This window comes from Microbulbifer mixtoriginis (SeqCode), from assembly GCF_052468275.1.
The window spans coordinates 3,786,652-3,798,581 of sequence record NZ_CP174341.1 but is presented as its reverse complement, the minus strand read 5'-3'; the positions used below and the strand labels follow the sequence as shown (position 1 = coordinate 3,798,581).

The window sequence follows — 11,930 nt, the reverse complement described above, 5'->3', positions numbered from 1 at the left end:
CCGCGCTCCTTGCAGGCTTACTGTTTTGATTGTCTATCAGCAGAGTTGTCGATGGTTTTGACTGATTTCGACTGCCCAGCTTTCAGAAACCCCAGCACGTTCAGCAAAGCCCTGCCACTGCTTCACGGCTGCTGCTACCTCTTCAATAATATCCATGGGCCGTTTAATACTGATTGCTCTTCCCACGGCAAGCAAATCCTCAAGTTGGAAGTGGTCGCGTTTGCCGTTGATACTCATCTGATGTTGGCTGGTCCAGGCGCCGCCCGGATTGTGGGCATAGGTTACATCGAATGCCGGCGATAGAGACCATTCGCCTTCGGGGTTCATCAGGAACGCAATATTCTTTGTATGATCATCCTGGTTTCTGGCTAAAACATTGAATACCATTCGGCGATATTGCTGAATCGCCTCATTTTTGGGCAGGTAAAGTTCACGCATAACGCTAAAGGCTTGTTCGTATGAATGGGCACCAGCCATGTTGAAATCCAGGTGCGCGATGCCGCAGAGAGACTGCATATGTAGTTTCTTGCCATTCACCCGATCGAAGCGCCGCGTCATAAAGTGCGCTCTGCCATTTTCTTGCAAGAGCTGGCAGTCTGCCATGTTAATACCGGCTTCGATGGCCATCAGATGATAAGCATATTCAATGCGTCCATACCCATCGGTTGTACCGAGCTCAAGGTCTCCGGCACCATCGAATTTTAGTAGCCAATAGTCGTAATCACTGGATGCGGGAACTTGGCCTGAACGTATATCTCCTTTGTTATTGATGGCAATAACTGCTTTTGCTCTGGCGCCCCCAGCGCTAGTGCCCACTCTTAATATGTCCAGCAGTGCACCGGATTTCTCCGCATCGCTGTTGCCAAGTTGGGCGTTAAGGTCCGTCTGCTTATGAGTGATTGTTGCTGCTAGTTTTACCAGCTCTTCAATATTGAGATCGACGGAATCCCTAAAACTACCATCTACTGCAGGCTGAAACTCCAGTGCGCCCATTCCACGGGTACCGGTATAGCAAAGTCGTTCAATAGGGTTAAAGCTTTCCGGAGTTCTCCCCTGCCGGGCGAGCCAGGCATCAATAACGGCATTACCGAATTTGTCCGGCAGGCAGTCTGCAAGGAGTCCCGGTAAACCCTTAAAAGTGTCCCGGCTGAGAGTGCGGAACGTATAGGGCTCCTTTGAAGCTTCGATAGGCATGGTAATCGGAGCAATATCCAATCCACTCTGCAGAAATTCTGGGGCGTATTCAAAGGCTCCATACCCACTATTCTCCCAATGGACGGCCCCAACTATCTCTCCCCATAATTGCACCACTGCTGTGTTTGTTTGGCTTACCATTCTGGTTTACCTCTCTTTTTAATTTTGCTTGCGCGTGTCTTGGGGGGGCTTTCTGCAGTGGTCTCTTTAAGCGCTTTCTCAGCGTTAGAGGCTCTGGCTCTTTTTCGCTGTTTGCCGTGAAGAGCAAGTTGCATAGGGCTGACCGTTGGGGCCGGGAGAAAAGCTTCCAGTGCGTCCAATCGGCGTAGGACTCTCAGTGCAGCGACCAGGCTGTCTAGCCTGCCGCGACCAGCCTCTAAACCTTTGATGGTGGAGGTGGATAAGCCGGCACGTTCAGCCATATCATCCTGGGTGAGATTCATGCGCAAGCGATACTCTCTAAGCCGGTCGCCCAGTGTCGCAAGTATCTGCTTATCGGATTGTCCATGGAAGTTCATAATAGCCGCTTTTCAATCTCTTATGAGTTAAAATCTACCTTAATAGGTGATTTTTTGTCTATTATAGCAGGATTGGATAACATGTCATTAATAGGTATATTTATACCTTTTAAGCTTAGTCTTACCTTTTATTGGGTGGAAAAGCATCTTTTAGAATGGTGCAGGGAGTCGCTAATTAAACTGTGAAGCGGATACCTCTCCCTCGCAGCAGGGATGAGATGGGTAGGTAGGGATATCCAGTTGGCCGGGAAGAGAGTTACCGACAATGGTAAAGAGAGGCGAAATCTAATAGCTCATGTTGCATTTCTTTGCGTAGAGCTTTCCAGTGTTGACAGACGTTGTATCTCCTGCACTTTTGATCCCACAAAATCATTGCTCCACTTGTGGGGATGACGGGCAATGGAGAGGGTGTGGGCTTGGTTCATATCAATGAAAAACAAGAATTGATGTTTGGTGGCTGGGATACCAGTGGAAGGGATTTGCTCAACTATCATGGAGGGATTATACGGTGGGTAAAACAATGCTCGTATTTCTTATTTTATGGATTGGATAGAAGCTTCTATATCTGCAAAAGAATAGAAGTAGCGCTTAGGGTTGGCAGGAGGCTACAGGAGGTAAAAGGATGAGTTTCTGAGTTGAGTTTATTGCGTGGCATATTTGTAACCCGCTATTTGGATACTATTGTAAGAATGTTATGTATAACCAGCCACTGGAATTTTTGACACACAACACTGATGAAAATCCGATTTCGAAATTTTAATCGTGGAGAGGATCAGTATCCCTGGATTAAAAATATACCCGGTGAGCTGATACGGAAGCCGAAATATTTAGTAGCTTGGGAGTTTTTGCAGTTCTTATTTGCCGTACTCGGGAGCGCTATGGTGTATTTTTATGCGGCCTCGTGGGAGCATTGGGTGCTCATTGGCATACCTGCTAGTTATTTAGCGGCCGCTTTATTACTGGCTTTTGATAATCCTTTGTATAGAGTTGTATCACTTCTCTCTGTGCTGGCTAGTATAGTGTTTTTACTATATCTGGGTTCTCAGGAAGGGAATACCACCCTCTTATTAATTCCGGGGGGCTTTCTGGCTTGTTGGTGCAGCAGTATGTATTTGGGACGCAATGCGCAATCCTATTATACTCGGTGTAAAGCGAAACGTTTATGATTTTGTTCTAGGGGAGAGACTAGTTATCAATTAGCCAAGTTCCTAGGCAGAAATGTATCACCCAGAGAGTAATCGAAGGTTGGATTTGGAGTACTGAAATGTATGAGATGCTAGTAGGTTTGGATGTCAGTAATGATGATGTCTACCAAGTATATCGTAACGCTATGAGGCCTATATTGGAGTCTTATGGTGGTTCGTTTGGCTATGATTTTAGGGTGTCAGAGGTGTTGAAATCTGAGAGTAATTTTAAAATAAATCGTGTGTTTACAATCAGGTTTCCATCTGAGCAGATAATGAATGACTTTTTCTCCAGTCCTAAATATACAGCTGTAAAGAAAAAGTATTTTGAGTTGTCGGTTCTTAGTACAACGATTATAGCTGGCTATGAAAAGCATACTTAGTGGAGTGCGAAGTATGGGGTGCATTGTTAATTCCTGCCAGGGTTCAGATTTTTGGCCCCCAGCTTTTCTGGGCTTCTTTTACATTTTCAGTTTATATTCCCTGTATGTCAGCCGATAAGTTTTTAGGGTCTGGGCCCACTTTATGATCCAATGTCATTAGTGATGCGGGGCTATATTCGTTAGCAATTTTCCACTTGGTATCCTTGTGCTATTTGTGTTGCATAGACAAATGGTACTTGAGGATTTTGGTTTGTGCTTCTGAGATTTACCTGATCATAAATTTTATCAAAATCCACATGGCAGGCTTTAGGGGGAGAAGGGGTTCAATAGAAAAAAGTGTGAGCCTCTTCTAGTTGCCCTAATAAAAATCATTAAGGATGTTGACATTCAAAGGTAAGCAAGTAATCTCGAAAAAGGTTACATTTGTCAATTCTGACATGTTGTGGCTATACCTAGCTCTTCACAAAAGCTACTGGTTTGGTGATTGGTCAGGGCAATATTATTTGGTACTGGTGTTCAGGTTCTTGTGGCAGAACCCATATGAAAGGAATGGGCTCTTGTGGGGCGGGAAACTATTGGCCTCGGCATTTAATACATAAGGTGGCCGCACTATCTGGAATTTTTCCCTTATAGATTTAAAGGACTATATATGTATATCGAAAGTGATTTCAAAAAAGAGATCGAAGGGCTTTTGAATCCGGCCGATCGTACCGCGCAACATATCGAAGCTTGCTGGCAGGTTTACAATAATGCTGCCACCACTAAGGATGGAAAGATCGTCGCTGGTAGTATTGAAGATTTGCATGAGGCATTAAAGGTTTTTGGGCCAACCAATTCAAGAGATAACGGCTCAGTGTTGAGAACAAAAACCTGGTCAATTATTTTGAATGACGCATGGATATTGGGAGCCGTACACGCCAAAGCTGAGGTGGAGCTGGTTTCCCGGCCGACTTCCTCGACTATTGCTAATAAAGACTTTAAGAGTGGTGATCCTCTGGATCGTATTTTTAGGGTGACCGGTAGAGAGCTAATCGGACTGAAAAGTTTTGGTTATTCTGTGGTTCAGGGGCCCCTGATCTACAAGAGCCACACTGCTAAGGTTATTAATATGATGAGCTGTATAGATCATCGCTTGGCTGAAAGTGCCACCTTCAGCAAGTACAAAGAGACGATTATACGTCAGGCGGGGGTTATGGCTTATAAAGGTATTACAGCCATTAATAGCTTTCTGGATGCTTAGAGCGTTTTTAGGGAGGCTGATGTTTAACTATTAGCTTCCCGGATTTATATTTTTCTACCGTTCCGCTGTTAAAAATAGAGTTGTATTCTTTCTCTTATATCTGCACTAATAGCGCTGTAAAAATTGCTTTCCTTGCGGCCAGTTTGTTGGGTTGGGCAGGTAGTCTTGATTGCCGATTATATTTTTTATTGCTTCTTGATGAGGTTTAGCTTGTGAGTTTTGTTTTTCGTGAGGGGGCCAGTGGCAAAGAAAAAGTTTATACCCTGGTATCCATGACGATAGTGCTTTTATTGATGGGTTCTGCCAGCGTTGGTAGATACCAGTTCTATGAGAATCCAGGCTATGGTGGTGTAATTGTTTGGCTTTTGGCTGCGATTTGGGTTCTACCTGCTCTCCTGGATAAGCACCCCTCAAACAAGATAATCCGCTCGAATATTGTTATTCGGGGTATTTACTGGGTTCTGTGGTATTTAATTTCTTATGGGCTGACTTGGGGAGCGGTGTATTATGCTATCCCCGCCTACTATACAAATACGTTTGGCGAAGAGGCTAGCTTTGAGCAGGTTGTTACCCGTAAAGGGGTGAGGACAGGTCGCTTGGGGCATACTTGCTATAGTATTGATTATGGTCAGCCTTACTCTACATGTGTAAATCAACGTTTTTTTGACTCGGTTGAGACGGGAGATACTGTAAGGCTTAATGTGTTAGAAAGTCACTCTGGTTACTTTGTGCGCTCTATCCAAAAGTTGAACTCTAAAAATGCTTCAGGAGAACTGATTGGAATATTGCAATTTTAAAGTGGCTTATTGACTGGGTGTGCGAGGGCAGTGTAAGGCATCAGGGGTTTGAGAATGTTGGTTCTTTAATTTCTCGATTTAATCCCTCTTACCTCTATGTCTTGAGATCTTCCCCAGATTCAATCATTAATACCAACGGTTGCGCCTATGGAGTCGCTTTAGGTAGTCCCGCTCGCGATAATAGAGATCATCGTCATAGCAAATAAAATCACAAAATCTCTTATCGCTAACACAGTCGGCTGGAATCTCCCGGTTATTTTTAAGGCACCGATAGTAAACATGCTTGCAGGTTCGCAGGCATCTTTTGCGGGCCTCCTGCTCATTGAGGCTCCTCGCCAAGGAGAGTGAGGAGGCTCCTAAAAACACTAGGAGCATGCATATTACCAGCGTCAATTTTCCAGTTGCCATACTGATTGTCGCATCTGTGAATGTCTCACCGGGAAACAGTAATGTTGACCGTGATGAAAAGCAACTATACCTGTGTGGAAGGTGTTTTAGAGTAATAATTACCCATTCTGCTTGAGGTTATTGATTACCTGATCAATCTCTCCTTGGTTTTCACTGATCAGTCTATCGGCAAGAATTTTTAGTTTATCGATTGATTTGTAGTCAAATGGATCGACATATGGGTCGATAATTTCCACGTTTAAATAGTTATAACTGATTCTTCCTTTAGGGCTTAGAGAACTTGCAATCTCCAGAGTATATAGTTGTTGGTCATCCATGGACCTTTGCACACCGGATATAAGATCCTGAAGCCAGTTAATTTTCCCCCAACTTTTTAGGTTTCTGTAATTGGTTTCCATTGTGGCCAATGGTGATGTGCCGGATCCGAGAATTAACACATAGTAGTTTTTCCCCGGAAATTCCTTAATGATATCGCGTAATATAATACTGGTGGGGTTGTTTGCGTATATGGCGGCATCAGCGTAATAGCGGTGAAGAATATCCCGTCCAGTAGTTATAAAATCGACAGGAGGGAATAGGGTCTCTGCGCTAGCTGCGGCGGTGACCAGTTGATACAGTGTGTCCGTAGGCAGTTTGTTAACCGTTTCGCCACGGTTTTTGAACAGATGTAACTGGCCTGTATGTATATTGAAAGAAGGTATAATGATGTAATTTTTTAGATCAGTGAAATTTATTTCATCGGTATAGTGTTTCTCGATGGTGTTGCGTAGGCGCTCTCCGCTAAAGCGAGGCGAGAAAAAACCATTCCCGCTCATTAATTTGTGATACCAGGGTGATGAAAATAGGTATCTGCTTTCATTTTTATAAATATCGATTACTTTCTCAGTTTTAGTTCTTGAGTCTATTTTTTCTGGGATACCTTCTTGATTTGGTATCTGGGTGACATTAAGCCCAGTGGCAATGATGGCGCCAGTTGATACTCCGCTAAAAACATCAAAGAGTTCATCAATAGGCTTGCCAGTCTGTTGTTCTATAAATTGGATAACATAGAGTGGTATTAATCCACGTATACCCCCTCCGTCTATAATCAGAATTTTAATAGTATCTTTGTCTTTGAGAGAGTCATTGCTATTAATAAACTCGTCTGTAACCGGGTAAGCGTTAAATTTAATGCTCTGGGTCAGACGATAATTGTAGATATACAATAGCCCCACAAAAGCAATGATAACAACGACCAGAATGGTCGATATGTGGCTGATTTTCATGGGGCGACCTGTGCTCTTTAATCCATATCATAGAGAGTGCAGGTGGTAGGATTAGTTTTATTATTTTGAGTGATTTATGGGGCGCTTCTTAGCTGCATATTTATTGTATTTTCTCAACCCTTACTGTTAGATATTTTCTTCTATGGGAAGAAATATATCTGTAATGATTTTACTCTCAGGTACTTCGGGAAAAAAATTTATCCGCTCAAAAAAGATCGGGAAATCACGAATTCCAAAATCTGAATGATCCAACCAATGAAAGTATAGGTGCTGAACAGCCGCTCCAATGGTATCGTCACTGCCTAAGTGCCTTATGACTGCGCATTTCCCTGCCGGAATTACTTTGTTGACTATATTCCTTTCACTGGCATCAATGGGGTATTGCACGGTACAGCAGACATCAAATCTGTATTGGTCAGGGGGCGTGGTTACTGGGTCATCATAAACCAGGTTGAAAGTTCTGCTATTACGTGGTGAAAGCCCTTGAGCCTTCCGCCATTGGATAAACTGTTTGATAGTAGCACCTAGGTGGTGGGCTGGGCCTCTATGTTCCATGGCGGCGAGTTGAGTCTCGGGGAATTCAACAATGGTTACTTCGTATTTCGCTGTATTTCCCATAAAGTGACTCCTAAGTACTGTAATTGGTTCATAGCGCTTATGCCAAACTTCCCAGTCTGGGGCGCGGCGAAATTCTGAGGGGCTCTTGCCAAAGAGTTTCTTAAAGGCTCGTGCAAAGGCCTCGTGGCTGTCGTAGCCACTCTCCAGGGCGATATCCACCACCTTTTTGTCTCTATAGGTGAGTTGATAAGCCGCCCTTTTTAATCTCAATCGCCTGATTAGGGCTATTACCGGCATTCCAAAAAAGGCGGAGCATTGCCGGTGAAAATGATATTTAGACAAGTTGCTGTATTGACAGAGTTTGTCGATATCGAGTTCGGAGTCTAGGTTTTCCTCAATATAGTGCAGTACCTGCACAAACCTATTCCTATACTCTGCCATAGCTGTCACCTCTTCTTATGAAAGTATTCTAGGACTTGTGTGTGTCTGGCACTTGACCAAAATTGCTGGATATCGCCTCAGGAGGGACTGTTGGGTTTGAGTGCGGGGAGTGGACGCGATGGCGGGGGCATAGGCCCCCAAATCTGCTACTAGGGGCTAACAGGGGGTAGAAGACCCTTTGAAGGTATTCACCATAACCTTTGCCTCTTTGAGGCGTAATAAGTAGTCTTTTAGAGATTTAACCCCCGCCTTAACGCCAAGGGAAATCAGTTTCATCATGAGGGAAAATGCAAGTTCTGATTTCAGGTGGGGAGTAAATGCCAGGAAGGCTTTGAAAATGGAGCAGTGGATTCTTTTGAGCAGGTCTTGAATATCTTTGTTGCCGGTGGATATCTTCTCGGCTTTTTTCTCAAAGGCTTTGAGTTCATCCAGGTACTCGATAAACAGGCGGTAGTTAAAGACAACGGTTCTGTGTTCTTTGTAGCCGGCTATGATGCTGCTCAGCGCATCATTGATCTTCCTGAGGGCAATATAATCTGTTCTGGAGAGATTCTCATAGGAATTAGAGAGATACGAGATCGTATCTCTCCGCAGCTGACAAAACTCGAACAGGTGTTGGTCGTGCTTTCTTATCTCATGAAGCCGGTATAACTGAATTGCAATGAAGAGAAGAGCGATCGCGAGCAATATGGAGAGCACTACTCAAACTCCTTTTCATTAACTGGCTTTTTTGGGGCCACTTTTCTGGTGGGCGGAGAATAGGAAAAGGCATTATCCATCAGCTTGAGGAACCTATCCCGATACTCCTTATTATCTGCCGCTAGTCGATCAATTTCAACTTGACGATCTTTCAATCGCCCACTGTACATCCAGAACAATAAATAGTGTGCAAAGATGAAAAAAATGACAAACAAGCCATTTTTCAGGCCCATTTCCTGTACGAAGTGGAGTATATCTTTGAGGGTATCGGTCATGCAGTCCCTTAAAGCCAATTTCATTGAATCTTGCGCATTTTTAACTATTGAGACGGTTGAAGCAAATTACTTCGCTGGAGATGGGAAGTGGTAAGAACTTTTTTTGTGCCTTTTGTAGAGATTTTGTGGGCCTGTTTTTTGTTATTTAGGTGTAGCCAGCCAGATGGCATGGTTTTCTGTATGGGAGAGAAGGGCGCGTTGGTACAAAAGTTCCAGAGAGGACTTGTCGCTTTCAGGTTTCCCGCCCTGAATTGAGGGCGGGAAAGTAGAGAGCTATTGCGCTTCAGTCTGGCCGGCTTCCGGCAGCTTTGCAGGTGCTTCAGTCTGCTGCTTGCTGGGGTTTTTGATTACGCCTTTTTGCAGAATTAAAGTGTTTGGGTAAGTAATTAATTCTTCGCCGCGCCTGATGAGAACATGGAACAGTGTGATCTCCTCAATAGTGCCGGAGATATCGTCGTCTTTGTCTATCACCCGAATCTGGTCGCCAACCCGGTAGGGAAAGCCAAAGAAAATAATCAGGCTGGCGGTAATATTACTCAGTATCGACCACTGAGCAAAAAGTGCTACGCCAATTACTGCGAACACGGAGGAGAGAAAAATGGAAACCTGAGTGTATTCAAACCCCAGGGCACTGATCAGCAGCACCAGATGGAATACCAAGACGGCAATACTGATGGTCTTGGAGATATATTTGAGGCGATAGGGCTTCACCGCCCTGGCCTGCCCGAACCGGTTGATAGCGGAGGAGCTAAGCCTCATGCAGATAAAATAGGAGGCCACGATCAGTGCCGCTATAGCCAAATTCATTTTTTGTCTTGTCTCCGTACTATGTTCACTCGGGTGGGGGCTGTTGCCTTTTTAGGGCAGGCCTTGTCATCGATCATTACCCGCCTGTTGCGCGGATCATAATCCCAGGCAGCTGTGCTGCCAAGCGGCCACTTGGAGGGAGGTTGTGGCCCGTTGCCTGGCTTTACCCAAGAGTGCACTGGGCTCACAACATACTCGAATAGCCCGTAGCTGGTATTTACACCTTGTGGGTCCCTGCTACAGGGTACCCGTTTTAGTGCGTGCTGTGCTTTTGTGGCCTTGCTATGGACCTGTAGCGAGCACGGCTGACGGCTCGCTGGTCAGCCATCGTCCTTGCCGGAATTGGCGAACTCCCCCTAAACTGTATGTATATACAGTATCGAGTGAAATCCTATGAAACTAGCGACTCTCTACAGTCACGGTGTGGCCGCGGGCTTTCCATCCCCGGCGGATGACCACAAAGAGAAAAGCCTCAGCCTTGACCAGCATTTGATCACTCACCCGGCGGCCACGTTTATGGCTCGTGCCAATGGAGATTCCATGCAGGGCTTGGGGATCTTCGACCGCGACCTTTTGGTTGTTGACCGTTCACTAACGCCAGTACACGGCGATGTGGTGGTGGTGGCTTTGGATGGTCAACTTACCTGCAAAGTACTGGATCGCCATCATGGGCGGTTGCTATCGGCCAACGATCGTTACCCGCCGATACCGGTTTGGGAAGGGCAGGAACTGATTGTTGAAGGGGTGGTTAAAGCCTCCATTCGTTATCACCGCCCTCTCTGAATGCTGGCACTGGTGGATTGCAACAGCTGCTATGCCAGCTGTGAACAGATATTCCGGCCCGACTTAAGGGGGAGGCCGGTGGTGGTGCTCTCTAATAATGATGGTTTTGTGGTGGCACGCTCAAAAGAGGCCAAGGCACTGGGAATTGGGGATTTGCAGCCCTTCTTCAAGATTGAACATCTGTTGCGGCGGCACAATGTGGCCATCTTCTCCAGCAACTATCCACTGTACGGCGATATTTCCCACCGGGTTATGGAGACCCTGAAGGGCTTTAGCCCAGAGGTGGAGGTGTACAGTATCGATGAGATGTTTCTGAATCTGTATGGTTTACAGGAGGAATGGTTGGATTACGGCCAGCGGATTCGCACAACTCTGTGGCGCGATGTACGTATGCCGGTGGGTGTGGGGATTGCTCCGAGTAAGACTCTGGCCAAGCTCGCCAATCGGGCAGCGAAAAAAATTGCCAAGTGCAACGGGGTTTGTGCCCTGGATACTCCGCAGAAATGGCAATGGCTGCAGAAACGCATGGCGGTCGATAAAGTCTGGGGAGTCGGCAGGCGTCTTGCCAAGCGATTGAGGCGCTTGGGCATAGAGACCGCCTATGACCTGGCCCAGGCCAATCCTAAAATCTTGCGCCGACACACCAATATCAATATTGAACGAACCATTGAGGAGTTAAATGGGGTGTCATGCCTGAATCTGGAGGAGCAGCCGCCGGCAAAAAAACAGATTTATTGCACGCGCTCTTTTGGCGAGAAATTGAGCGAACTACAGCCCATTCTGCAGGCAGTTAGTCTCTATGCCAGCCGGGCGGCAGAAAAGCTGCGCGGCCAGGAGTGCTTGGTGGCTTCGATACATGTCTTTCTGCACACCTCGCCCCACGAGCCTCACTATTACAGTCGCAGTACGCTGGTACAGTGCCCCTATGCCACCGATGACACCCGCCTGATTGCGAGCCTGGCCAAGGGGGCCATAACCGAGCTTTACCGCCCTGGTCATCGTTTTATGAAAGCCGGTGTGGGCCTGGTGGAGCTGGTGCCCAGCTCCCTGGGGCAGGGGGATATGTTTACCGCCGGCCAGCCGGCCCGTGCCGCGGAGATGATGCAGGCCCTCGATAGAGTCAACCAGCGCTTTGGCCGCGGCACTCTTTTTCTAGGGGCTGAGGGGGTGCATAAGCACTGGAAGATGCGCCAAGCCTATCGCTCACCCGCCTACACCACACGCTGGGAGGCCCTGCCATTAGTACATGTTTAAGAAGGTGTGTTTTTAATAAGGGTCTCGCTGGCCCTGCTTCGGAATATCGAGATTTAGCGCTCCGCAGCTGCTGCAGTTTTTGAAGAGAATTGGAATATTGTCCAGCTGAGTATTGCAAAAGAAA

At 46.2% G+C, this 11,930-nt stretch carries 12 protein-coding genes; 5 read left to right on the top strand and 7 right to left on the bottom strand.

The genetic code is table 11. The features are described 5' to 3' along the window. Positions 1–36: 36 nt before the first annotated feature. Together ACJJIC_RS16670 and ACJJIC_RS16665 are read right to left on the bottom strand one after the other, a co-directional pair. Positions 37–1,335 carry a type II toxin-antitoxin system HipA family toxin gene (locus ACJJIC_RS16670; RefSeq protein ID WP_445357467.1) on the bottom strand — a complete coding sequence of 433 codons (1,299 nt, stop codon included), beginning with the start codon at positions 1,333–1,335 and terminating at the stop codon, positions 37–39. After that, entirely contained in the window at positions 1,329–1,712 is a 384-nt protein-coding gene (locus tag ACJJIC_RS16665) for a helix-turn-helix transcriptional regulator (protein ID WP_445357466.1), read from the bottom strand. The genes ACJJIC_RS16670 and ACJJIC_RS16665 overlap by 7 nt, the downstream gene beginning before the upstream one ends. 1,264 nt (positions 1,713–2,976) lie before the next feature. Here ACJJIC_RS16665 and ACJJIC_RS16660 point away from each other — a divergent pair. The 3 genes from ACJJIC_RS16660 to ACJJIC_RS16650 all read left to right on the top strand — a co-directional run bounded on the left by ACJJIC_RS16660 (position 2,977) and on the right by ACJJIC_RS16650 (position 5,316). After that, positions 2,977–3,279 carry a DUF1330 domain-containing protein gene (locus ACJJIC_RS16660; RefSeq protein WP_252082272.1) on the top strand — a complete coding sequence of 101 codons (303 nt, stop codon included), beginning with the start codon at positions 2,977–2,979 and terminating at the stop codon, positions 3,277–3,279. A gap of 649 nt (positions 3,280–3,928) precedes the next feature. Further along, positions 3,929–4,519: a hypothetical protein gene (locus tag ACJJIC_RS16655; RefSeq protein WP_444900343.1), complete on the top strand. Its 591-nt coding sequence runs from the start codon at positions 3,929–3,931 to the stop codon at positions 4,517–4,519. Positions 4,520–4,731: 212 nt separating this feature from the next. Continuing rightward, on the top strand, positions 4,732–5,316 hold the full coding sequence (locus ACJJIC_RS16650) for a hypothetical protein (protein ID WP_444909205.1): 585 nt from the start codon (positions 4,732–4,734) through the stop codon (positions 5,314–5,316). Between the two features lie 506 nt (positions 5,317–5,822). Here ACJJIC_RS16650 and ACJJIC_RS16645 read toward each other — a convergent pair. The 5 genes from ACJJIC_RS16645 to ACJJIC_RS16625 all read right to left on the bottom strand — a co-directional run bounded on the left by ACJJIC_RS16645 (position 5,823) and on the right by ACJJIC_RS16625 (position 9,769). Beyond that, positions 5,823–6,989 carry a patatin-like phospholipase family protein gene (locus ACJJIC_RS16645; RefSeq protein ID WP_444909206.1) on the bottom strand — a complete coding sequence of 389 codons (1,167 nt, stop codon included), beginning with the start codon at positions 6,987–6,989 and terminating at the stop codon, positions 5,823–5,825. Positions 6,990–7,115: 126 nt separating this feature from the next. Next, entirely contained in the window at positions 7,116–7,988 is an 873-nt protein-coding gene (locus tag ACJJIC_RS16640) for an AraC family transcriptional regulator (protein ID WP_444909207.1), read from the bottom strand. Between the two features lie 156 nt (positions 7,989–8,144). Then, positions 8,145–8,687, bottom strand: a complete 543-nt coding sequence (locus ACJJIC_RS16635; RefSeq protein ID WP_252082265.1) for a hypothetical protein — start codon at positions 8,685–8,687, stop codon at positions 8,145–8,147. Further along, entirely contained in the window at positions 8,687–8,962 is a 276-nt protein-coding gene (locus tag ACJJIC_RS16630) for a hypothetical protein (protein ID WP_252082264.1), read from the bottom strand. The genes ACJJIC_RS16635 and ACJJIC_RS16630 overlap by 1 nt, the downstream gene beginning before the upstream one ends. Positions 8,963–9,235: 273 nt before the next feature. Further along, a complete protein-coding gene (locus tag ACJJIC_RS16625) occupies positions 9,236–9,769 on the bottom strand; it encodes a mechanosensitive ion channel family protein (RefSeq protein ID WP_444884350.1) in 534 nt (177 codons plus the stop codon). Between the two features lie 393 nt (positions 9,770–10,162). Between ACJJIC_RS16625 and ACJJIC_RS16620 the strand changes: the two genes are divergently transcribed. Together ACJJIC_RS16620 and ACJJIC_RS16615 are read left to right on the top strand one after the other, a co-directional pair. Then, the gene (locus tag ACJJIC_RS16620; RefSeq protein ID WP_252082261.1) at positions 10,163–10,552 is read left to right on the top strand and encodes a LexA family protein; all 390 of its coding nucleotides are present in this window, start codon (positions 10,163–10,165) and stop codon (positions 10,550–10,552) included. Beyond that, positions 10,553–11,806, top strand: a complete 1,254-nt coding sequence (locus ACJJIC_RS16615) for a Y-family DNA polymerase (protein WP_445357465.1) — start codon at positions 10,553–10,555, stop codon at positions 11,804–11,806. Positions 11,807–11,930: the final 124 nt, after the last annotated feature.

Coding starts and splice junctions, on each gene's coding strand:
- ACJJIC_RS16670 (WP_445357467.1), bottom strand. CDS start 1,335: ATGGTAAGCCAAACAAACACAGCAGTGGTGCAATTATGGGGAGAGATA.
- ACJJIC_RS16665 (WP_445357466.1), bottom strand. CDS start 1,712: ATGAACTTCCATGGACAATCCGATAAGCAGATACTTGCGACACTGGGC.
- ACJJIC_RS16660 (WP_252082272.1), top strand. CDS start 2,977: ATGTATGAGATGCTAGTAGGTTTGGATGTCAGTAATGATGATGTCTAC.
- ACJJIC_RS16655 (WP_444900343.1), top strand. CDS start 3,929: ATGTATATCGAAAGTGATTTCAAAAAAGAGATCGAAGGGCTTTTGAAT.
- ACJJIC_RS16645 (WP_444909206.1), bottom strand. CDS start 6,989: ATGAAAATCAGCCACATATCGACCATTCTGGTCGTTGTTATCATTGCT.
- ACJJIC_RS16640 (WP_444909207.1), bottom strand. CDS start 7,988: ATGGCAGAGTATAGGAATAGGTTTGTGCAGGTACTGCACTATATTGAG.
- ACJJIC_RS16630 (WP_252082264.1), bottom strand. CDS start 8,962: ATGACCGATACCCTCAAAGATATACTCCACTTCGTACAGGAAATGGGC.
- ACJJIC_RS16625 (WP_444884350.1), bottom strand. CDS start 9,769: ATGAATTTGGCTATAGCGGCACTGATCGTGGCCTCCTATTTTATCTGC.
- ACJJIC_RS16620 (WP_252082261.1), top strand. CDS start 10,163: ATGAAACTAGCGACTCTCTACAGTCACGGTGTGGCCGCGGGCTTTCCA.
- ACJJIC_RS16615 (WP_445357465.1), top strand. CDS start 10,553: ATGCTGGCACTGGTGGATTGCAACAGCTGCTATGCCAGCTGTGAACAG.